The organism is Pseudomonas sp. ASL3, from assembly GCF_056680425.1.
Map to the genome: position 1 here is coordinate 5,691,854 of NZ_CM155281.1, position 22,554 is coordinate 5,714,407.

A 22,554-nucleotide genomic window follows, 5' to 3' on the forward strand; every position below is an offset into this window, starting at 1 on the left:
CGTCATTGCCGGCGATCATGCTCAAGCTCCCACACACGTAATGGGAGACAGGATATGCCTCGGCACTACGATGACTCGCAGCAGCACGCTAACACCGCGACCGCCGCTCACACCTCCGCTACTAGCTCAAAGAATGCCCGCCGACAGCAGGAAGATCAGCGGCGCATGGAGTTCCGTCGCGCGATTGAAAGCTATTCCGAGCAGCGTCAACTGGCGCAGGAGCTTTCTGATTATTTCGACCTTTCCGGCCCTGAATCCGGTGCGCTCAACGTCTGGCAACAGCGTGCGGCAGGTTCCCGTCGAAACGCTCAACAAGCTGGCTGATCTGCGCACGTTCGGCGCGGATGAATGCAAGAAAGGCGTGAGCTACCGGCGACAGCGGTTTGGCCTTGGCTTGCACCACGCACCAGCTGCGATACAGCGGCAACTCGGCTACCGGTAGCTCGCGCAGTATGCCGGTGGCCAGTTCCAGGCTCAGCGCATGGCGAGTCAGCAGCGCCACCCCAAGACCGGCCACCACGCTTTCGCGCTGAGCTTCGGCTGAGGCGACTTCAAGGGTCTGAGTGAAGTGAACGCGCTTCTCTTTGAAATACTCCTCGCAGGCTTTACGCGTACCTGAACCGGTTTCACGGATCAGCAGGGGATAAGGTTCCAGATCCTTCAGCGTCAACTGCTCGACCTGACACAGCGGATGATCCGGCGGCGCCACGGCGATGATTGGGTTGTTGAGGAAGGGCATGAATTCCAAGCCCATGTCCTGTGGCACCATCGACATCACCACCAGATCATCACGGTTATCCGACAGACGCCGGATCACCTGTGCGCGATTGACCACCGTCAGGTTCAGCATCACGTCGGGGTACTGCCGCTTGAACGCGGCAAACAGATGCGGGACGAAATATTTGGCGCTGGATTCGATGGCCAGCTTGAGCTGACCTTGCAACGAACCCTGCATGTCCGACAGCTGCATGTCGAGGTTTTCCAGGCGGCCGAAGATGTCGCGACTGGCGGCCTGAAGCGCTTCAGCGGCCTCAGTCAGGTACAGCTTTTTGCCGACATACTCGAACAGCGGCTGACCAATCAGCTCTTCTAGCTGACGAATCTGTAGGCTAACGGCCGGTTGCGTGAGGGCCATTTCATCGGCGGCACGGCTGTAGGACCGCAGGTCGCACACTTCGTTGAAAATCCGTAGCTGACGCAATGTCATACGCATCAATGACTTACGCATCTTTCGCACCTATGCCAATGGCTGAGAAACCAACTATAAGGTTTTACTTATACACATCCCAACTTTTATTGATTTTTGTTAATCCCTCTTCAGGCATAGGGTGGCTATCGCAATGCCACCGCAACGCAATACGCGGTCACACGCCGATCGGCTTAGCCGGTTCGTCTGTTCTAACGGTCGAGGAAACGCCAGTGATAACAAAAATCCTGATCGCCAACCGCGGTGAAATCGCTGTCCGGATCGTGCGCGCCTGCGCCGAGATGGGTATTCGCTCGGTCGCGATCTATTCCGACGCCGACCGCCATGCCCTGCATGTCAAACGCGCTGATGAAGCCCATAGCATTGGTGCCGAACCGCTCGCTGGCTACTTAAACCCGCGCAAGCTGGTTAACCTGGCAGTGGAAACCGGTTGTGATGCCTTGCATCCCGGTTATGGCTTTCTCTCGGAAAACGCCGAGCTGGCGGACATCTGCGCCGAACGCGGAATCAAATTCATCGGCCCGTCGGCAGAAGTCATCCGCCGCATGGGCGACAAGACCGAAGCCCGGCGCAGCATGATCAAGGCCGGTGTGCCGGTCACGCCTGGCACTGAAGGCAACGTTGCCGATATCGCTGAAGCACTGGTCGAAGGTGAGCGCATTGGTTACCCGGTGATGCTCAAGGCTACGTCGGGTGGCGGTGGTCGGGGTATCCGACGCTGCAACAGCCGTGAAGAGCTGGAACAGGCATTCCCGCGTGTGATCTCGGAAGCGACCAAAGCCTTTGGTTCAGCGGAAGTCTTCCTCGAAAAATGCATCGTCAACCCCAAGCACATCGAAGCGCAGATCCTCGGTGACAGCTTTGGCAATGTCGTGCATCTGTTTGAGCGCGATTGCTCAATCCAGCGCCGTAACCAGAAGCTGATCGAAATCGCCCCCAGCCCGCAACTGACCCCGGAACAGCGCGCCTACATCGGCGACCTGTCGGTGCGTGCGGCCAAAGCGGTGGGCTACGAGAACGCTGGCACCGTGGAGTTCCTGCTCGCCGAGGGCGAGGTGTACTTCATGGAGATGAACACTCGGGTGCAGGTGGAACACACCATCACCGAAGAAATCACCGGCATCGATATCGTCCGTGAGCAGATCCGCATCGCCTCTGGTCTGCCGCTGTCGGTCAAGCAGGAAGACATCATTCACCGCGGCTTTGCCCTGCAGTTTCGAATCAACGCCGAAGACCCGAAAAACAACTTCCTGCCGAGCTTCGGCAAGATCACCCGTTATTACGCGCCTGGCGGTCCCGGCGTGCGCACCGACACGGCGATCTACACCGGCTACACGATTCCGCCGTTCTACGACTCGATGTGCCTGAAGCTGATCGTCTGGGCGCTGACCTGGGAAGAGGCGATGGACCGTGGCCTGCGCGCCCTGGATGACATGCGTCTGCAAGGGGTCAAGACCACCGCCGCGTACTACCAGGAAATCCTGCGTAACCCGGAATTCCGTAGCGGTCAGTTCAACACCAGCTTTGTTGAAAGCCACCCCGAACTGACCAACTACTCGATCAAGCGCAAACCCGAAGAGCTGGCTTTGGCCATCGCCGCCGCTATTGCCGCCCACGCAGGCCTGTGAGGAATACAACAATGTCCAAGAAGATCTATGTAACCGACACCATCCTGCGTGACGCCCACCAGTCGCTGCTGGCGACGCGCATGCGCACTGAAGACATGCTGCCGATCTGCGAGAAGCTCGACAAAGTCGGCTACTGGTCGCTGGAAGTCTGGGGCGGTGCGACGTTCGACGCCTGCGTACGCTTCTTGAAGGAAGACCCGTGGGAGCGTTTGCGCAAACTTCGCGCAGCCTTGCCTAACACCCGTCTGCAAATGCTCCTGCGCGGCCAGAACCTGTTGGGCTACCGCCACTACAGCGACGATGTGGTGCGTGCATTCGTCGCCAAGGCGGCGGTCAACGGTATCGACGTGTTCCGCATCTTCGATGCGATGAACGACGTGCGAAACCTGCGTGTGGCCATCGAAGCGGTCAAAGCGGCGGGCAAGCACGCCCAAGGCACCATCGCTTACACCACCAGCCCGGTGCATACCATCGAAGCCTTCGTCGCCCAGGCCAAGCAGATGGAAGCCATGGGTTGCGACTCGGTCGCGATCAAGGACATGGCCGGCCTGCTGACACCGTATTCCACGGGTGAACTGGTCAAGGCGCTGAAGGCCGAGCAATCACTGCCGGTGTTCATCCACTCCCACGACACCGCAGGCCTGGCCGCCATGTGTCAGCTCAAGGCGATTGAAAACGGCGCCGATCATATCGACACCGCGATCTCCAGCTTCGCTTGGGGCACCAGCCATCCGGGTACCGAGTCGATGGTTGCCGCACTCAAAGGCAGCGAATTCGATACCGGTTTGAACCTGGAGCTGTTGCAGGAAATCGGCTTGTACTTCTACGCCGTGCGTAAGAAATATCACCAGTTCGAAAGCGAATTCACGGCGGTCGATACCCGCGTGCAGGTCAATCAGGTGCCAGGCGGGATGATTTCCAACCTCGCCAACCAGCTCAAAGAGCAGGGTGCGCTGAACCGCATGGGTGAAGTGCTGGCCGAGATTCCGCGAGTGCGTAAAGACCTCGGCTACCCGCCGCTGGTGACCCCGACCTCACAGATTGTCGGCACTCAGGCGTTTTTCAACGTGCTGGCTGGCGAGCGCTACAAAACCATCACTAACGAAGTGAAGCTCTACCTGCAAGGCGGCTACGGCAAGGCGCCGGGTGTGGTCGATGAAAAACTGCGGCGTCAGGCCATCGGCAACGAAGAACTGATCGACGTGCGTCCAGCTGATTTGCTCAAGCCTGAGATGGTCAAGCTGCGTCTGGACATCGGCGCGGTGGCCAAGTCAGAAGAAGACGTGCTGACTTACGCGATGTTCCCGGACATTGGGCGCAAGTTCCTCGAAGAACGCGAAGCTGGCACCTTGACTCCTGAAGTGCTGCTGCCGATCCCGGAAGCGGGTGGCGTGACCAAGGCGGGCGGCGAAGGCGTACCGACCGAGTTCGTGATCGATGTACACGGCGAAAGCTACCGCGTCGACATTACCGGTGTTGGCGTCAAGTCCGAGGGCAAGCGCCACTTCTACCTGACCATCGATGGCATGCCGGAAGAGGTGGTGTTCGAGCCGCTCAACGAATTCGTCGGTGGCGGCGCCAGCAAACGTGCGCAAGCCAACTTACCGGGTCACGTCAGTACCACCATGCCGGGCAATATCGTCGACGTACTGGTCAAGGAAGGCGACATGGTCAAGGCCGGCCAGGCCGTACTGATCACCGAAGCGATGAAAATGGAGACCGAAGTACAGGCCTCCATCGCTGGCAAGGTCACCGCGATCCACGTCGCCAAAGGCGATCGGGTCAACCCCGGCGAAATCCTGGTGGAAATCGAGGGCTGATTCGCTGACCGCTTAACTGTTTACTCTGGGGGGAGCACTCGTGGCTCCCCTTTTTTTCGTCTGACATAAACCCATTCGCGAATTCGCAGGGGGTTGCGTCGATCACACAGCCTGTGTAGGAGCTGACTTGTCTGCGATCGGTCCGGGGTCGCGTTCGACCGCAGCAGTCGTAATCCGGTATCCCCAGTCCATCCAGTCACACCGCGTTTTGCCATTCTACGACCGCTGCGCGCTCGATCGCAGACAAGTCAGCTCCTACGCCCTCCGGGCAGAATCGAGACCCAGTTTGCTGCGCGACAGCGCGGCGTCGAAGGCGGGGCGGGGTCTCCTGCAGAGGTTGTGCGAACTTCACAGCTCCCGGAAGCTTTCCAGCGTCCGAACCTGTTGCCCATCACGGAAGTTATCCACAGCCAACCACCCCTCAAACGCCCGCTGCAACGCCGGCCATTCTTCGTCGGTGATCGAATACCAAGTGGTATCGCGATTTTGGTTTTTGGCCACCATGTGCTGGCGGAACGTGCCTTCGAAGGTGAAGCCGAAGCGATCGGCGGCGCGTTTGGAGCGCTGGTTGTTGTCGTTACATTTCCATTCCAGACGCCGGTTGCCCAAGGCAAATGACTCTACGGCCAACAGATAGATCGCTTCGGTGCCTTTTGGCGTGCGCTGCATGGCGGCGCCGAAGGTGACGTGACCAATTTCGATGCGGCCATGCTCGGGCACGATGCACATCAGGGAGATGTAGCCATCCACAACGCCGGTATGGCGATCAATCACGGTGTAGAACCACGGATCGCTGCCGTCCGCATTGCGCTTGAGCCACGCGTCGAATGCGCTGCGTTCGTTGAAGGGGCCATAAGGCAAATAGTCCCAGAGCTTCTGATCAGCCTCCGGACCTTGCAAGGCGAGCCACAAGCCATCGCCGTGACGTGCCACGTCGAGTTTTTCCAGGCGAATGAAACGGCCTTCCAGAGGTTTGGCGTTCGGGATTTTGGCCGGTTGCCAGTGCAGTAGATCGATCGACATAAACAGGTTTCCTGAGCTTAGAGCGCTTTGCGAAATTGAATGAAGCCGGGGCGTTCGGCGATGCGTTCGTACAACTGGATCGCCGTGGCATTGGTTTCGTGGGTCAACCAATGGACCTTGATGGCTCCGGCGGCCTTGGCGTCGGCGTAGACAAACTCGATCAACTTTCTTCCCAGGCCGGTACCGCGCTGCTCCGGAGCAACGATCAAATCTTGCAGGTAGCAGGAGTTCTCGATGCTCCAGTTGGAGCGGTGGTAGATGTAATGAACCATGCCGACGGCCTTGCCATCTTTCCAGGCGAGGGCGGCATTGGTCGTTTCGCTCGGGTCGAGGAAGCGTTGCCAGGTGGACTCACTGATGTCGTCGGCGAGCTCAGTGTTGTAGAACTTCAGGTACGCCTCCCATAGCGGCAGCCATGCAGCGTGGTCTTTCGGGGTGACGGGGCGTATTTGGACGTCGGTCATTGCTCTCTCCTTAGCGCATCAATCGGGAAACTTCGTTGTCATTGGGTTCAACGCTGGCTGCAAGGCTGTCACGCACGCCGGCAATATCGGCTGCGCTGCGGTTCTGGGTGAGCTTGCGTTTGCCCTCCAGGCGGCTGATGGGCACCACGAAGCCGACGATGGCGCCGAGCATTTTGTCGATGTAGTCAGCAGGCGCGTCCTCCAGCGTCCAGGGCTTGGTTCGACCCGCCTCATGCTTCTCGGTCAGGGCGCTGACCAGATTGCGCAGGCGATGCGCATCGTGGAACACCTCGGCCGTGCCATAGGCGTGGATCGCGAGGTAATTCCAGGTCGGGACCGCTTGGCCGTGTTCAGCCTTGCTCGGGTAAAACGACGGGCTGACGTAAGCATCCGGGCCGGGAAAGATTAGCAAGACCTCGGAGCCAGTGGCCAGCTCCTGCCATTGCGGGTTGGCTTTAGCCAAGTGCCCGTAAAGGGCGCCGTAGGGCCCTTGCTCAGGGCTGAGTAGCAGCGGGATGTGATTGGCCAGGAGGCCTCGCGGACCATTCGTCACGAGAATGCCCAGTCGCGGGCCTTCGATTTGTCGATGAAGGGTTGATAAGTCGTCTTCGTTGAATGCGCTGGGGATGTACATACGATTTTTTCCTTGGCCAATGGCTAAATCCTAGGCACCCTATTGGTTGGTTGTAAGAGCCATTACCGGTCAATTTCATAGGACCAATTCCATGCCCGCCAGTGCGCCATCCTTTCCGTTCGATCCTGCGGGCATCGAACTTGACCGCCACCGAGGGCTGAGCCGCCAGCTGTATCAGAGCTTGCGCCAGCGAATTCTCGACGGCAGTTTGAGCAGTGGCACGCGTCTGCCGGCCAGTCGTGACCTTGCGGCGTCGTTATCCATCTCGCGCAATAGCGTGATGCGCGCCTATGACCAGCTCTATGCCGAGGGTTTCACTGAGGGCCGCATTGGGGATGGCACTTATGTCGCGCAATTGCCCACCAAGACGGTCGCGTCAAAGAGGTCGGTCAAAAATTTATCCACAAAAGTGTCCACAGGGTTATCAACAGGCTTACCCACAGGTTTATCCACAAAACAGGTAGAAATACCTGGTGTTTTATCCAGCAAAGTTATCCACAGCACGGCGCTGAATCTGCTTGAGCAACATCATTTGGCCAAGCCACGAGGCGATGCGCCACGGGCTTTTCGGGTGGGTGTGCCGGCTTTTGACCTGTTCCCGTTTGGCGTTTGGGGCAAGTTACACGCGGCTTTCTGGCGAAAACCGGATCTGGGGCAGTTGGGCTACGGCGAGCCCGCCGGGGATTGGCGTCTGCGTGAATTGATTTCGGCGTATTTGCGCAGTTCCCGTGGCCTGCACTGCAGTGCTGAGCAAATAGTGATCACCAGCGGCGCGCAGCAGGCAATTAGCCTTTGTGCACAGCTGCTGTTGGAGGTGGGGGACGCTGTCGCGGTGGAGAATCCCGGTTATCGGGCGGCCGGTCATGCGTTCGCCATCGCGGGGGCGCGCTTGCACGGTATCGCTGTGGATAACGAGGGCATGCGTTGCGCGCAACTGGAGCAAAGTGATTTCAAGCTGGCCTACGTCACACCGTCGCACCAATACCCCACGGGTGTGACCATGAGCCTGGCTCGGCGCCTTGAACTGCTGGCTTGGGCGGAACGCACCCAGAGCTGGATCGTCGAGGACGACTACGACGGTGAGTACCGTTACAGCGGCGCGCCATTGGCCCCTTTGGCGGCCCTGGATCGGCACGGTCGGGTTCTGTATGTCGGCACCTTCGGCAAGATCGCCTTCCCGGCGTTGCGTCTGGGCTATCTGGTGCTGCCATTGGGGCTGGTGGAGGCGTTCAGTCAGCGGCGGGCCGTGGACATGCGTCACTCTGAAGTCGGCACGCAGGCGGTGATGGCTGAATTCATCGCTACTGGGCATTTTCAGCGGCATATCCGGCGCATGCGCCGCGCCGCCTTGAGTCGTCGCGATGCGCTGTTGGCCGACTGGCCTGAAGGGATACGCGGCTGTGGGGTGATGCCGAAGGTGGTGGCGGGGCTGCATGTCGCAGTGCCCGTGGATACGTTGGCTCGGGAGTGCGAGCTGGTGGCAAAGGCCGACAGTGTCGGGGTCGAGATCAACCCGCTGAGCGACTATTGGCTGCCGACGTCGAGCGAGCCTGAGGATAACCGTGCGGGCATGGTATTGGGTTTTGCTGCCGTGCCTGAACACAGCATCCGCGAGGCGTTGGACAAGCTGCGTCGGGTCTGGAAGGAGTAGAGGTTTACTCTGCTCCGTCCGGATCGCAGCCTTCGGCAGCGCCTACAATCAGTCGCCAGATGATTTGGCCAGCTGCTCTTTAGCCGTCCTCACGATGTTATCCACCGTGAAGCCGAACTTGGCTTGCAGCTTCTCAATCGGCGCCGAGGCACCAAAGGTATTCATCACCACCTTGGCGCCGGTGTTGCCGACGTAACGATCCCAGCCCACCGGACCTGCCTGCTCGACCACTAACCGGGCGCTGACGCTTGGCGGCAGCACACTGTCGCGATAGACCTGATCCTGGTCCTCGAACAACTCCCAACTGGGCATCGAAACGACGCGGGCGGCGATGCCTTCGGATTTCAATAGTTCAAACGCTTTCACCGTCATGCCCACTTCGCTGCCCGTGGCGATCAGGATCACCGAGGGTTGACCCTTGACGGCATCCCCCAAGACATAAGCGCCGCGCGAGGTGCCTTCAGCCGAGGCGTAGCGCGTGCGATCTAGGGTCGGCAACGGCTGTCGCGACAGCACAATGCAGGAGGGTCGATGGGTTTGCGCCAGCGCCACTTTCCAGGCCTGAGTGGTTTCATTGGCATCACCGGGGCGCAGGGTCAGCAGGCCGGGTGTGGCCCGCAGTTGGGTCAGTTGCTCGATGGGTTGGTGGGTCGGACCGTCTTCGCCGACGCCGATGGAGTCGTGGGTAAAGACGAAAATCACCGGCAGCTCCATGATCGAGGCCAGGCGAATCGGTGGTTTCATGTAGTCGCTGAACACCAGGAAGGTCGAGGTGTAAGGGCGTATGTAAGACAGCGCCAGACCGTTGGCGATGGAGCCCATGGCATGTTCGCGGACACCGAAGTGCAGGTTGCGGCCGCTGTAATTCTCGGCTGAGTAGCTGCCAGCGCCGTCGAACGTGAGGTTGGTCTTGGTCGACGGGGACAGGTCGGCCGAACCGCCGATCAGCCACGGAATCTTCGCCGCAAAGGCATTGAGTACCTTGCCGCCTGACGCGCGAGAGGCAATGCCCTTGGCGTCAGTTTCGAATTGTTCCAGCTCGTCCTGCCACTGATCAGGCATCTCACCGGCACGCATGCGGCGCAATTGATCGGCCAGCGCTGGATCGCTACGGCCGAGGTCGGCGAGGGTCTTTTGCCATGCCTCGAACTCGCCGTTGTTGCGCTGAATCAGCGAGTCGCGCAGGCAATGACGGGCGTCTTCCGGAACAAGGAAACTGGCGTTCTCGTCCCAGCCATAGAATTTCTTGGTCAGGCGAATTTCTTCGACACCCAAGGGTTCGCCGTGGGCGGCCGAGGTGTTGTGCTTATGGGGCGCGCCGTAGCCGATCACGCTGTCGACCACGATCAGTGTCGGGGCATCCTGGGTTTGCTTGAATGTTTCCAGCGCTTTGGCCAGCGCACCGGCATCATTGGCGTCGGTGACATGCAGCGTGTTCCAGCCGTAGCCTTTGAACCGGGTCTGGATATCTTCGTTGAACGCCAGTTCGGTATGGCCTTCGATGGTGATGGTGTTGTTGTCGTAGATCCAGCACAGGTTGGCGAGTTTGAGGTGCCCGGCAATCGACGCGGCTTCGCCGGTCACGCCTTCCATCATGTCGCCATCACCACACAACGCATACACGCTGTAGTCGAACAGCGTTGTATTGGGGCGATTGAAGCGCGCGCCCAGCCAACGTTCCGCCATCGCCATGCCGACGCTGTTGGCACAGCCCTGACCAAGTGGGCCAGTGGTGGTTTCGACCCCGGTGGTCATGCGGTATTCCGGATGGCCTGGGGTTTTGGAGTCGAGTTGGCGAAATTGTTTGATGTCTTCCAGGCTGACGGCGGGCTTGCCCGACGGCTTGCCGTGCTCGTCGATCTCGATCACGCCCGCCAGATGCAGCAGCGAATACAACAGCATCGACGCATGACCGATGGAGAGCACGAAACGGTCACGATTGGGCCAATCCGGGTGCTCGGGGTGATACCGAAGAAATTGATTCCAGACCGTGTAGCCCACCGGCGCCAGCGCCATTGGCGTGCCGGGGTGACCGGAGTTGGCCTTCTGCACCGCGTCCATGGCGAGCGTGCGGATAGTGTTGATGCACAGTTGGTCGGTGGAGGAAGACGTTGAAGAAGAGCTCATTGAATTAACCCTCGGTGACGTGCTGCTGAACATCCAGATAGGTGTTGAGCACGGCGAGGCTGGGTTTGTTCCTCGGAATTGATGTAGTGAGTGAAACCTGTGGGAGCAGGCTTGCCTGCGAAGAGGCCGGTGCGGTGTCAGATGTATCGCCATTCGCAGGCGAGCCTGCTCCCAGTGTGCCCGGCATGGGCCAAAACCAGCCATCTGAAAGCGATGGCCAGACTAAGTGACGACAACTGTAGCGAAACGCAAGGTGGACGCCGTGAGGCCAAGCTGAAAGAAGCGCGTAGCAAAGGCACGACCGTAGGAACACGAACAGGCAGCGAGGCTGGATGCGGGCGATTAGTGTGCTGGGAACCACGAAATCCGACTGTCACCGAAAGACGCATTCAGTAGAGCCTGACGGCACGGGCCGATGGTTTTGGCACCTTACCCGGGGAGATCTCGCACACGTCAGTGAGCGAGAAGTCAGCAGAGGCCGTAGTAGCGAAGATGAGCGGTAATGCGCTTGGAGCAAAGGGCCGAAGGATAAACAACACCCGTAATGGACTTCTTACATTGAGCCAGAGCTCTTTGAAACCGAACCCGGAAAAGTGCAGTGACACCGACGGGTTGGCCGGACATGAATGCCCGGGTGGATCCCGGAGAACTAATGAAAGGAAAGAGCGAGTGATGTGTCAGACGGAACAGGAAACTGGAGACGTGTTGAGCGAAATCAGCGTGGAGCAGGTTGTCGAGGCTGACAACATGCGCCGTGCGTTCAAGAAAGTCCGGGCCAACAAAGGTGCGCCCGGGGTTGACGGTATTAGCACTGAAGACCTCGAAGCGCACTTGGTCAAGCATTGGCCGGGCATCAAGGAAAAGCTTCTGGCCGGGAGCTACCAGCCCGGTCCGATCAGGGGTAAAACGATCGGCAAACCCCAAGGCGGAGAACGGCTGCTGGGGATTCCCAACACGCAGGATCGAGTGATCCAGCAAGCGGTAAGCCAGCAACTGACGAAGCTTTGGGACGGTGGTTTCAGTGAGCACAGCTACGGGTTCAGGCCCGGGCGCAGCAACCTTGACGCGATCAGGGCGGCGAAAGACTTCGTGCTCAGCGGCAAGACCTGGGTTGTCGATGTGGACATTGAAGCGTTCTTTGACGAGGTCAATCACGACCGACTCATGACGCGCATCACCCGCGACATCCGGGACAAGCGGCTGAACAAGTATCTGGCGTCGAACCTGCGCGCGGACATGGTCCTGAACGGCCAGCGGCACAAACGCACGGCGGGCGTACCGCAAGGTGGTCCGCTGAGTCCGCTGCTGGCCAATCTGTATCTGGACCCGCTGGACAAGGAGCTGGAAACTCGAGGGCTGAGCTTCTGTCGCTATGCAGACGACCTGATGATCTTTGTCGAAAGCGAGCGCAGCGCAGAGCGAATACTGGAAAGCATCGTGGCGTGGATCGAGAAACACCTGAAGCTGAAGGTCAATGCCAGCAAGAGCGGCACGGGTCGTCCTTGGGAACGCGATTTTCTGGGTTATCTGATCGACGAGGAAGGCAACAATCACCTGTCGGGCAGGACGGTCAAGCGATACCGCAAACGCGTTCGTGAATGTTGGTCAGCCAGACAGGGACTCACCTCCCGGGAACTGGTTGAGCAATGGAGAGGTTATCTTCTTGGCTGGTTTGGTTATTTCCGGCTGGCCACGGAGCGAAACTTCACGCAGCTCTCACAATGGACGCGGCGCCACATGCGCAAGTGCTTTTGGCAGCGGTGGCATAACCGCAAGGGTCGTATGGCCCAACTGCTGAAGATGGGCATCTCGAAACGAGGGCTTGCGCGAGTGAGTTTTCACGACGGAGCTTGGAAAGCGGCGGCACATCCGGCCATGCACCAAGCCTTGAACAACAAACGCTTGAAGCAATATGGCCTGATCACCGCGCAGGATCTCGCCTCAGTGCAATACTGAGCAGTCCAACCGCCGGATGCGGAAAACCGCACGTCCGGTGGTGTGGGAGGGGTAACGGGCTAGTCCCGTTACCTCGACCCGATCCAAAGATTACGGCATCAAGTACCCGATTTGATCTTGGTCCACGCCCGAGTACGCGCCCGTTCCGCTTCATGCGGCAGCGGTTGCAGGGTGTAGAGGGTTTTCATTGCGGCTTCGGTCGGGTACAGATTGGGGTTGTTGCGGATCGCCGGATCGACCAGCTCGGTGGCGTCTTTGTTCGGGTTCGGGTAACCGACAAAGTCACTGATCGGCGCGATCACCTTCGGTTGCAGCAGGTAGTTGATGAAGGCGTAAGCGTCTTCAGGGTCTTTGGCGCCTTTAGGAATGGAGAGCATGTCGAACCAGATCGGCGCACCTTCCTTGGGCAGGCGCATGTCGACGACTACGCCGTTCTTGGCTTCCTTGGCGCGGTTGGCCGCTTGCGAGAAGCTGCCCGAATAACCGACGGCCACGCAGATGTCGCCGTTAGCGATGTCAGCCATGTACTTCGAGGAGTGGAAGTAGGTGATGTATGGGCGAATCTTCATCATCAGCGCTTCGGCTTTGGCGTAGTCAGCCGGGTTGGTACTGTTCGGCGACAGGCCCAGGTGCTGCAAGGCCAGCGGCAGAATCTCCGACGGCGAGTCGAGCATCGCTACACCACACCCTTTGAGCTTGCTGATGTTCTCTTCGTTGAAGACCAGATCCCAACTGTCGACCGGTGCGTTGTCACCCAACGCGGCTTTGACCTTGGCCGGGTTGAAGCCGATCAGGATGGTGCCGTACATGTAGGGCACGGCGTATTTGTTGCCGGGGTCGTTGGCTTCCAGCAGTTTCATCAGCTTGGGATCAAGGTGTGGTGCGTTCGTCAGCTTGCTTTTGTCCAGCGGCAGGAACACCCCGGCTTCGATCTGCTTGGCCAGGAACACGTTGGACGGCACGACCACGTCATAGCCGGAGTTGCCGGTCAACAGCTTGGCCTCCAGCGCTTCGTTGGTGTCGAAGATGTCGTAGATCAGTTTGGTCTTGGTGTCTTTCTGGAAGTCCACCAGCGTCTGCGGCGTGATGTAGTCGAACCAGTTGTAGACCCGCAGGGTGCGCTGTTCTTCGGCCTGGACCGCGCCGCACAGCAGGGAGGCGCACAGGGCCGGTGCGATAAGACGTTTGAGTGTTTTCATTATTGTCTTCCTGATAAGTCGGTGGGGTCAGGCGCTTTCGAAACCTTCCAGCACATTCACGGCGTTGATGCCGATTTCTTCGACGGCATAACCGCCTTCCATCACGAACAGCGTCGGCAGTCCGAGGAGGTTGATGCGTTCACCCATGCGCAGGTAATCAGGGCTGTCGAGCTTGAACTGCGAAATAGGGTCGTCCTTGAACGTGTCGACGCCGAGGGAGATCACCAGTACATCCGGGGCGTAAGCTTCGATCTGCGCGCACGCCTGTTCCAGCGCCGCGCTCCATTCGTCCCAGCCGCTACCGGCAGCCAGTGGGTAGTTGAAATTGAAGCCTTCACCCGGGCCTTCGCCACGTTCATCGGCATAGCCGAGAAAGAACGGAAACTCGGCCTCGGGATGGCCATGGATCGAGGCGAACAACACGTCGCTGCGTGAGTAGAAGATCGATTGGGTGCCGTTGCCGTGGTGATAGTCGACATCGAGAATCGCCACTTTCTGCCGCCCCTGATCGAGAAATGCTTGAGCGGCGATGGCGGCGTTGTTCAGGTAGCAATAGCCGCCCATCAAATCGGCGGCGGCGTGATGGCCTGGTGGTCGGCACAGGGCGAAGGCGCTGCGAGCCCCATTTTCGATGGCTGCCTGGGCGGTCAGTGCGACTTGGGCTGCGCTATACGCCGCTTGCCATGTGCCGGCGGTGATCGGTGCGCCGGCGTCGAAGCTGTAATAGCCCAACTGGCCCAGCAGACTGTGGGGAATCACTTCGCGCATTGTTCGGGCGGGCCAGGTGAAGGGCAGCAAATCACCGTCGCGGTTCAGCTCGGCCCAGCGCTGCCATGCGCCTTGGAAGAACGTCAGGAATGCTTCGCTGTGGATGCGCTTCAATGGTTCCAGGCCAAAGTCGCGCGGTGACTCGACCGGACCCAGATGGCGTGTTTTGACCCTTTGCAGGATGTGATCGGCGCGGGATGGCATTTCAAAACAGGGCATCAGCTGCCCATCCATCAGCTCGCTGCGGCCATGGTGCAGGTGATGATCGTCCGAGTAGATCGTCAGCATTTTTTTATTTTCCTCAAGGCTGGGGCTGTGCCTCATTCTTGGGGCGCGCTGCGGATCAGTGAACGACGGGAACGGCCAAAAGGGGATAAATATGGCCAATAAAACTGACCGGATATCGCCCCTTGTTGAGGCGTTGCGCCCCAATTCTGGGCGGCGACTCAGGCAGTGTCAGAAACGAAAGTGGCTGGGTGCGACGCCGCTCCAGCGCAGGAAGGCGTGACGAAAGCTCGCGGTTTCGCTGAAGCCCAACGCCTCGGCGATAAGGTGAATGGGCAGCCGGTCTTCATGCAGCAGGTGCTTGGCTCGTTCGAAGCGTAGCTCGTCGAGCAATTGCTGATAGCTGCTACCCAGTGCCTGCAAATGCCGACGCAAGGTGCGCTCCGAGCAGTTCATCTGTTGCGCCAGAGCGCCGAGGCCGGGGGCGCAGGTGAGTTGAGCGGCGAGCAATTGGCGGATGCGCCCGAGCCAGGCCTGGCGCCCGGTGAACTCGATGTTTTGCCGCCGACAGCGCTCGTGCATGTCGCGATGGGTGATCAGGTCGGCCAGCGGTAGGGGTTGCTCAAGCCAGCTTTTGTCGAACGCGAAGGCGTGGTCATCGCCCTCGGCATCAAACTGCAACGGACAGGGGAAGCTTTCGCGGTAACTGGCCTGATAATCCGGCGCGGCATGCGCAAAACGTGCAGCGAGCAACGGTAGCGGTTTGCCCAACAGGTCATCGCAAGTGACTTTCAGCGACGCCAGGCAGAACTCGGCGTTGAAAACCGCCAGTGACTTACTGTCGCGATAATCGCTGGCGCTAAACCAGATGCGCTCGCCGTCGTCACGTAGTTGCAGCTCGAACAGTGTTCCCAATAGCGCCGGATACTCCAGCGCCAGGCGCAAGGCGTCACCGAAGGTGGCACTGGTGAGCAGGGCGTAACCGAGAACGCCGTAGGACGACACATGCATCCGTCGCCCCAACTCCAGGCCGATCTCCTTGCGCAATGCCACCGCATTGGCACAGACCTGCATTTCCTGAGTGGTAGTGATGCGAATATCGGCCCGGCTCAAGTCCGCCGCCGTGATCCCGCTGCCGGCCAGCAGCGCTTCGCTGGACAAACCTTCGGCACTGAAGGTGCTGAGCACCAGCGACACGGCATTGAGGGTAGTGAGATGGGAGTGCAGCATGATCGACTTCCAGCAGCGCCCGAGGCGGGTAGCAACTGGAAATCGAGCAAATTTTATGCCCGTGAGGGGACTGATTTTATTTTCAGCGCTTCATCGAAAATCAATCTGTCCCTGGTGCCGGGGACAGATTGATTTTTCAAAAAGCGCGAAAAATAAATCAGTCCCCCAATTTATCTGTTTTGCTGACAGGCGACTAACGCAACTCCCCACACACATCGAGCTCAACCAACCGCCGGACTTCATCCTGCGCAAGCCCCGCGCCGAGCAGGGCGTGCAGCTTGCCGAACGCCGCTTCGCGGGTCATGCCGCCGCCGGACAGTACACCGACCCCGCGCAGACGACTGCCAGCTTCGTAGACGTCCAGCTCGACGCCGCCTTCATGGCATTGCGTGATCGCGACCACGCAGATCCCGCGTTGTTGGGCGCCTTGCAGGCTGGCGAGGAATTGCGGGTTGTCGCTTGGGCCGGTGCCGCTGCCGAAGCATTCCAGGATCAGCGCCTGAATTCCGCTGTCGAGCAAACCATCCAGATGTTGCGCACCGATGCCGGGAAACAATGGCAGCACGGCGACGTTGGCGATGCTTTTCGGCTGACGATAATCCAGCGCTGCTGGTACGGGCTGCGCCGATTCGCCGCCACGCGAGCGTTGCAACGCGGCGAACGGATGACGGCCGAAACTGCGAATTTTTGCGCAGCGGGTCGGCGCCAGCAGTTCGCCATGGAAGTACAGTTGCACGCCCGGCGCCAAGCCTTGACTCAGGGTGAGCAGGGCGCCGTTGAGGTTTTCCCAGGCGTCGCTGTCCTCGACACCGGCTGGCAACATCGAGCCGGTGAACAGCACTGGCGCGCTCAGGCCAAGCAACTGAAAACTCATCGCCGCCGCGCTGTAGGCCAGCGTGTCGGTGCCGTGCAGCACCAACACCGCGTCGCAGCCATCGACATCCACCGCCTCGACCACCGCTTCACGCAAGCGCTGCCAGTAGGCGGGGGTCATGTTCGCGCTGTCGATCAGTGGCAACATTTCGCGAAACCGCCAGTTCGGTACCTTCAGGTCCGGTTGGGCCGCCAGTTGCTCGGCCATCCGCGCCTCGAACCCCGACGCCGGAGCCAGCCCGTTAGCGCTGGCCTGCATACCAATGGTGCCGCCGGTGTACAGCACCATGACGTGCTGAGCGGGTGACGGGGTTTCGCGATTCATTGCCCTTCTCCTTCAGGTGGTGATTATCGAGCTTCGGTAATGGGACTGCCGATAACCTCTGGTTGAGCTTCAGCAGGCTGCGCCGCCGGCGTTTTCGGCCAGGCTTGCAGGTCCAGATCCAGATCCGGGAACTTGCTCGAATCAAACACCGGGGTCTTGATGCCCGCCTTACGCTGCTCGTCATAGTCACGCAGGATACGCATGCCGACCTTGAACAGCATCGCCAATGCGATCAGGTTGACCAACGCCAGCAGGGTCATGGTGATGTCGGCGAAGGCGAACACAGTACCCAGGTTCTCGATGGCGCCCCACAGGATCAGTACCAGGACCAGCGCACGATAGCCGATCAGCGCCTTGCGGTTTTCACCGACCAGGAAGCGCAGGCTGTTTTCGCCCAGGTAGTAGTTATAAAGGATCGAGGTGAAGACGAACAACGCCAGAGCGACGCTGATGAACAGCCGGCCCCATTCGCCGACCACAGCGGCCAGGGAGTTCTGGGTCAGGGCAATGCCATCGCCTTCGAAGCCTGGGGTGTAGAAGCCGGACAGTAGAATCAGCAACGCGGTGCAGGTGCAGATCACGAAGGTATCGAGGAATACGCTGAACGCCTGGACCACGCCTTGCGCGACCGGGTGCTGAACCTGAGCCACTGCGGCCACGTTCGGCGCGCTACCCAGACCCGCTTCGTTGGCAAACACGCCACGCTTCACGCCCATCACGATGGCGCTGCCGATCAAGCCACCAAACACTGGATCAAGGCCAAAAGCGCTGCGCACGATGGTCATCAACATGGTCGGCACTTGATCGAATTGCAGCACGATCACGTACACCGTTACTGCGATATAGATCAGCGTCTTGACCGGCACCAGCAGGTCGGCGACCGCCGCGATGCGTTTGATGCCGCCAACGAACACCAGACCCAGCAGCACAGCCAGGCCGATCCCGGAGTAGGTGGCGGACACGCCAAAGGCGTCGTTGAGCGAGTGCGTCACAGCGTGTGACTGCAGGCCGTTGAAGGCGAAGCCGAAGGTCACCAGCAGCAACACCGCCATGACCATGCCCAGCCAACGTTTGCCCAGCCCGTGCTGGATGTAATACGACGGGCCGCCACGGTATTGGCCTTCAGCGTCGCAGCGCTTGTAGAGCTGGCCGAGAGAGCATTCGAAGAAGCTGCTGGCCATGCCTACCAGTGCGGTGACCCACATCCAGAACACGGCACCCGGTCCGCCCAGGGTTACGGCAATCCCGACCCCGGCAATGTTACCTGCGCCGACGCGGCCTGCCAGGCTGAGCATCAGGGCCTGGAATGAGCTGAGTTGGCCCGAGCTGCTGCGCAAGCTGTCGCGGAATACCGCGAACATGTGGAAGAAATGACGCAACTGAACGAAACGCGAGCGAATCGTGAAGTAGCTACCGAGCCCGACGATGAGCACGATCAGTACTTTGCCTGAAAGGAAGTCGTTGATGACTTCAAGCATATGAAATTCCTCGTATTTTTGAGGGGCGGCACTATACCGAGGAGTGCCGCCACCGTCTGCATTGGCATGCTGATTGTTATTGATGTTGATGTTGCGCGACGGCGGTGTATTAGGTGCGCCGCGTCAAGCCATTCGCCAACAAGACTGCGCGTCCCGGTTGGCTTCCACAGATCCATATACGCCGGCAATCTGTGGCAAAAAAAAGGGCCTGGAGAGTGATCTCCGGGCCCTCAAAAGGTGAGAGGTGTCTAGTCCCTCAGCCTGGTGAGCATTTAGCGTGTAGCGACTTGGGCGCTGAAGGTCAGGCCTTCAGTGGTACCAAGCGTGGAGCAATCATGTTTTCCGGGCGCAGGATGTCGGCGAGCATGGCGTCGTCGAGCAAGCGTTCTTCGCGCACCAGTTCCAGTACGCCGCGGCCGGTTTCCAGCGCGATGCGGGCGATACGGGTGGCGTTTTCATAGCCGATGTACGGGTTCAGCGCGGTGACCAGACCAATCGAGTGTTCGACCAGTTCGCGGCAGCGTTCTTCGTTGGCGGTGATGCCGACGATGCAATGCTCGCGCAGCATGTCCATGGCGCGTTGCAGCAGGCGGATCGAGTCGAAGATCTTGTAAGCGATCAGCGGCTCCATCACGTTCAGCTGCAATTGACCGCCTTCAGCGGCGATGGTCAGGGACAGGTCGTTGCCGATGATTGCGAAAGCCACTTGGTTGACCGCTTCCGGGATCACCGGGTTGACCTTGCCGGGCATGATCGAGCTGCCTGGCTGGCGCGCTGGCAGGTTAATCTCGTTGATCCCGGTGCGTGGGCCGCTGGACAGCAGGCGCAAGTCGTTGCAGATCTTCGACAGCTTGACCGCGGTGCGCTTGAGCATGCCGGAGAACAGCACGAAGGCGCCCATGTCGGAGGTGGCTTCGATCAAGTCGGCGGCTGGCACCAGCGGTTGACCGCTGATGGTCGCCAGACGCTCTACGGCCAGGTGCTGGTAGCCAGGGTCGGCGTTGATGCCGGTACCGATGGCGGTGCCGCCCAGGTTCACTTCAGTCAGCAGTTCCGGAGCGAGGCTGCGCAGACGATTGAGGTCTTCAGTCAAGGTGGTGGCGAAGGCGCGGAACTCCTGGCCGAGGGTCATCGGCACCGCATCCTGCAACTGGGTACGGCCCATTTTCAGTACATGGTTGAATTCCTGGCCCTTGGCGGCGAACGCCTGGATCAGGCTATCGAGACTGGCGAGCAGGGCGTCATGACCGAGCAGCAGGCCCAGACGGATTGCCGTCGGGTAGGCGTCGTTGGTCGACTGCGCCATGTTCACGTCGTTGTTCGGGTGCAGGTATTGGTATTCGCCCTTGCTGTGGCCCATGGCCTCCAGCGCGATGTTGGCGATGACTTCGTTGGCATTCATGTTGGTTGAAGTGCCAGCGCCGCCTTGAATCATGTCCACCACGAATTGCTCATGGTAATCGCCGCGGATCAAGCGGGCGCAAGCTTCGCTGATGGCTGCGTGCTTGGCCGCATTGAGGTGGCCAAGTTGGTGGTTCGCGTCAGCGGCGGCTTGTTTGACCATGGCCAGTGCCACGACCAGCTTCGGGTAGTGCGACAACGGGACGCCGGAGAGGCGGAAGTTGTTCACCGCCCTCAGGGTCTGGATGCCGTAATACGCTTCAGCGGGTACTTCGAGAACGCCAAGCAGGTCTTTTTCGATGCGCAATGATGCAGCGGAGGACATGATAGAGATAGTCTCAAGAGAGGCACGGACAATGCCGCAACACCGCTGATGCTAGGCTTGTGGGTAATTTCGAGCCAATGCTGTTAAGCACTGCCCTATGCACAAACGGCATAATGTCGATGTGACGTTCAGTTTGTGACGAGCGTATGAACAAATAGCAGATGCTTTTTTGTAGGAGCTGCCGAAGGCTGCGATTGACCGCGAAGCGGTCATAGAGGCTTGGCGTCGCCGAAGGTCGTGCCGACCTTATTCGCAGCCTTCGGCAGCTCCTACAGTAAATCGGAGGACATGATGAATCTTGAAAGCAAATGGCTGGAGGACTTCAGTGCCCTGGCCGCCACCCGCAGTTTTTCTCAGGCGGCTGAGCGTCGCTTCGTGACGCAACCTGCTTTCAGCCGCCGAATCCGCAGTCTTGAGTCGGCGTTGGGCCTGACGTTGGTCAATCGCTCGCGCACGCCCATTGAGCTGACGGCCGCCGGGCAGCTGTTTCTGGTGACGGCGCGCACTGTCGTTGAGCAGCTTGGCGAGGTGCTGCGTCATCTGCATCACCTGGAAGGCGGGCAGGGTGAAGTCATGCAAGTCGCGGCTGCGCACTCCCTGGCGTTGGGCTTTTTCCCGCGCTGGATCGCCCAGTTGCGTAACGAAGGGCTGAACATTGCCACGCGGCTGGTGGCGACTAACGTTGGCGATGCGGTGCATGCGTTGCGCGAGGGCGGCTGTGATTTGATGCTGGCGTTCTACGACCCGGACGCAGCGCTGCAGATGGACGCAGAAATCTTTCCGTCGCTGCACCTGGGGCATACCGAAATGCTGCCGGTCTGCGCGGCGGATGCCAACGGCCAACCACTATTCGATCTGGAGGGTGAGGCCAGCGTACCGTTGCTGGCCTACAGCGCCGGTGCATTTCTTGGGCGATCTGTGAATCTGCTGCTGCGTCAGCGCAGCCTGCGCTTCACCACGGTGTATGAGACGGCCATGGCTGACAGCCTGAAAAGTATGGCGCTGGAAGGGCTGGGCATCGCTTGGGTGCCACAACTCAGCGTACGTGCCGAGTTGGCGCGCGGTGAGTTGGTGGTGTGTGGCGGCCCGCAATGGCACGTGCCGCTGGAAATTCGCCTGTACCGCTGCGCGCTGGTACGTAAGGCCAATGTGCGGTTGCTGTGGCGCAAGCTTGAAGGGGGTGCTGCTCAGGGAAGCGCTTGAGGTGTTTGGGCATTCAATCCCGCTCAAGCCAGTAAATGTCAGGGTGTCTCGCTCAAATAGGCGTTGATGGCTTCTTTGTTTTTTGAACTATAGACATAGCAGTTGCCCCTAAGGTTGACGCGAACAGGGATCATATTGGTTTCACACCACCAACCATCGTTGAACTGAACTTCCGATAACTCATGGCTGGCACCCAACATATGGCCTATTTCGTGCGCGGGGGCGATATAGGTTGCAAGCGATGCAATACCAGCGTGTTGCTTCACGTAGGCAATGCCCCGTGTCCCGCTGTTTATCTGGCCTTTGGTCAGGAGCAAGTATTTGTGTCGGGGGGTCATGGGTAGGTTATTGCTTTTAATATAATCGTCGACTTGACGCTTCCAGGCCGCCAGCCGTGCCCCTTCGTCTTCACCCTTGTATTGAAAGTTGGTGAAAGGGGCCGTGTCCTGAATCATCTCCACAGACACCCGGCGCCCGGTAAAGCTATAGAGGTCTTTGTTCAGCCAGGTGAAGTAGTCCTTGCCGAGGCTGGCCCGTTCGGATTTCGGGATATCGTCATGCACAAAGATATAGAAAAACAGGGGCATCTTACTGGCCTGTTGTTGTGCTGGAGCGGGTGTGGAAACAGTCAATAAAACGGCAGCCAGTATCGGCAAGAATTTACGTAGAGCGGTTAGCATAAGAGGTACTCGTTAAAGTATAGGGGATGAGTCCGTACAGGGCCGTTGCGCGAAAATGCATTCAAACGTTATTCAAGTACGGGCCGTGCCGGCGATGAACGTAGCGCGGGCATGAGAAGAGCTAAACTGGAATGCGTAAAACTTGTTAGTTTGTATTTACGCCGCGCCAGGTAGTAACTTGAGTACGCGGTGTGTAGGACATTTTTCCGCCCCGGATATCAGGTGTTATCGAGTCCGTTCAGCCCCAGGGAAATCCCTGCTGACAGATGGTCACCGCGGGTGCTTCCCTGACCACACTTTGAGGTATACTGCGCGGCCTTTGGCCGGTTCGACCGGT

The 22,554-nt window shown here is 59.3% G+C and carries 18 protein-coding genes; 6 read left to right on the plus strand and 12 right to left on the minus strand.

Annotated features, from left to right (window positions below):
- Positions 1-54: 54 nt before the first annotated feature.
- Complete coding sequence (locus AC1MEE_RS25990) at positions 55-324, plus strand: PA3496 family putative envelope integrity protein (RefSeq protein WP_480412355.1); 270 nt, start codon at positions 55-57, stop codon at positions 322-324.
- Here AC1MEE_RS25990 and AC1MEE_RS25995 read toward each other — a convergent pair.
- On the minus strand, positions 266-1,228 hold the full coding sequence (locus AC1MEE_RS25995) for a LysR family transcriptional regulator (RefSeq protein WP_480412356.1): 963 nt from the start codon (positions 1,226-1,228) through the stop codon (positions 266-268). The two genes, AC1MEE_RS25990 and AC1MEE_RS25995, sit on opposite strands and share 59 nt — an antisense overlap.
- A 191-nt stretch (positions 1,229-1,419) precedes the next feature.
- On the opposite strand from AC1MEE_RS25995, the gene AC1MEE_RS26000 reads away from it, so the two are divergent.
- Positions 1,420-2,835, plus strand: a complete 1,416-nt coding sequence (locus AC1MEE_RS26000; RefSeq protein ID WP_480412357.1) for an acetyl-CoA carboxylase biotin carboxylase subunit — start codon at positions 1,420-1,422, stop codon at positions 2,833-2,835.
- A gap of 11 nt (positions 2,836-2,846) precedes the next feature.
- Positions 2,847-4,655, plus strand: coding sequence for a sodium-extruding oxaloacetate decarboxylase subunit alpha (gene oadA / locus AC1MEE_RS26005; RefSeq protein WP_480412358.1), 1,809 nt, complete (start codon positions 2,847-2,849; stop codon positions 4,653-4,655).
- A gap of 348 nt (positions 4,656-5,003) precedes the next feature.
- Here oadA and AC1MEE_RS26010 read toward each other — a convergent pair whose 3' ends face one another.
- Genes AC1MEE_RS26010 through AC1MEE_RS26020 form a run of 3 tightly spaced genes read right to left on the minus strand, consistent with a single transcriptional unit; the run spans position 5,004 to position 6,776 of the window.
- Positions 5,004-5,678, minus strand: coding sequence for a GNAT family N-acetyltransferase (locus AC1MEE_RS26010; RefSeq protein WP_480412359.1), 675 nt, complete (start codon positions 5,676-5,678; stop codon positions 5,004-5,006).
- 17 nt (positions 5,679-5,695) lie between these two features.
- Positions 5,696-6,142, minus strand: a complete 447-nt coding sequence (locus AC1MEE_RS26015; RefSeq protein WP_480412360.1) for an N-acetyltransferase family protein — start codon at positions 6,140-6,142, stop codon at positions 5,696-5,698.
- Between the two features lie 10 nt (positions 6,143-6,152).
- Positions 6,153-6,776 (minus strand): FMN-binding negative transcriptional regulator, encoded by a 624-nt coding sequence (locus AC1MEE_RS26020; RefSeq protein ID WP_480412361.1) that lies wholly within the window; start codon positions 6,774-6,776, stop codon positions 6,153-6,155.
- Between the two features lie 91 nt (positions 6,777-6,867).
- On the opposite strand from AC1MEE_RS26020, the gene pdxR reads away from it, so the two are divergent.
- Positions 6,868-8,427 carry a MocR-like pyridoxine biosynthesis transcription factor PdxR gene (gene pdxR / locus AC1MEE_RS26025; protein ID WP_480412362.1) on the plus strand — a complete coding sequence of 520 codons (1,560 nt, stop codon included), beginning with the start codon at positions 6,868-6,870 and terminating at the stop codon, positions 8,425-8,427.
- Positions 8,428-8,475: 48 nt separating this feature from the next.
- Here pdxR and tkt read toward each other — a convergent pair whose 3' ends face one another.
- Positions 8,476-10,554 (minus strand): transketolase, encoded by a 2,079-nt coding sequence (tkt, locus tag AC1MEE_RS26030; protein WP_480412363.1) that lies wholly within the window; start codon positions 10,552-10,554, stop codon positions 8,476-8,478.
- 672 nt (positions 10,555-11,226) lie between these two features.
- On the opposite strand from tkt, the gene ltrA reads away from it, so the two are divergent.
- Positions 11,227-12,510, plus strand: coding sequence for a group II intron reverse transcriptase/maturase (gene ltrA, locus AC1MEE_RS26035; protein ID WP_480412364.1), 1,284 nt, complete (start codon positions 11,227-11,229; stop codon positions 12,508-12,510).
- Positions 12,511-12,608: 98 nt separating this feature from the next.
- Here the strand turns inward: ltrA and AC1MEE_RS26040 are convergent, their stop codons facing one another.
- From AC1MEE_RS26040 to aspA, 6 genes are all read right to left on the minus strand, one after another.
- Positions 12,609-13,709 (minus strand): polyamine ABC transporter substrate-binding protein, encoded by a 1,101-nt coding sequence (locus AC1MEE_RS26040; RefSeq protein ID WP_480412365.1) that lies wholly within the window; start codon positions 13,707-13,709, stop codon positions 12,609-12,611.
- Positions 13,710-13,736: 27 nt separating this feature from the next.
- On the minus strand, positions 13,737-14,765 hold the full coding sequence (locus AC1MEE_RS26045; RefSeq protein WP_480412366.1) for a histone deacetylase family protein: 1,029 nt from the start codon (positions 14,763-14,765) through the stop codon (positions 13,737-13,739).
- A 168-nt stretch (positions 14,766-14,933) separates the two neighbouring features.
- The gene (locus AC1MEE_RS26050) at positions 14,934-15,932 is read right to left on the minus strand and encodes an AraC family transcriptional regulator (RefSeq protein WP_480412367.1); all 999 of its coding nucleotides are present in this window, start codon (positions 15,930-15,932) and stop codon (positions 14,934-14,936) included.
- A 193-nt stretch (positions 15,933-16,125) separates the two neighbouring features.
- Positions 16,126-17,130 carry an asparaginase gene (locus AC1MEE_RS26055; protein WP_480412368.1) on the minus strand — a complete coding sequence of 335 codons (1,005 nt, stop codon included), beginning with the start codon at positions 17,128-17,130 and terminating at the stop codon, positions 16,126-16,128.
- A gap of 23 nt (positions 17,131-17,153) precedes the next feature.
- On the minus strand, positions 17,154-18,608 hold the full coding sequence (locus tag AC1MEE_RS26060) for an alanine/glycine:cation symporter family protein (RefSeq protein ID WP_480412369.1): 1,455 nt from the start codon (positions 18,606-18,608) through the stop codon (positions 17,154-17,156).
- Between the two features lie 301 nt (positions 18,609-18,909).
- Positions 18,910-20,334, minus strand: coding sequence for an aspartate ammonia-lyase (gene aspA, locus AC1MEE_RS26065; RefSeq protein WP_480412370.1), 1,425 nt, complete (start codon positions 20,332-20,334; stop codon positions 18,910-18,912).
- 291 nt (positions 20,335-20,625) lie between these two features.
- On the opposite strand from aspA, the gene AC1MEE_RS26070 reads away from it, so the two are divergent.
- Positions 20,626-21,537: a LysR substrate-binding domain-containing protein gene (locus AC1MEE_RS26070; RefSeq protein WP_480412371.1), complete on the plus strand. Its 912-nt coding sequence runs from the start codon at positions 20,626-20,628 to the stop codon at positions 21,535-21,537.
- A gap of 38 nt (positions 21,538-21,575) precedes the next feature.
- On the opposite strand, the gene AC1MEE_RS26075 is transcribed toward AC1MEE_RS26070, so the two are convergent.
- Positions 21,576-22,217: a hypothetical protein gene (locus AC1MEE_RS26075; RefSeq protein ID WP_480412372.1), complete on the minus strand. Its 642-nt coding sequence runs from the start codon at positions 22,215-22,217 to the stop codon at positions 21,576-21,578.
- Between the last annotated feature and the right edge of the window lie 337 nt (positions 22,218-22,554).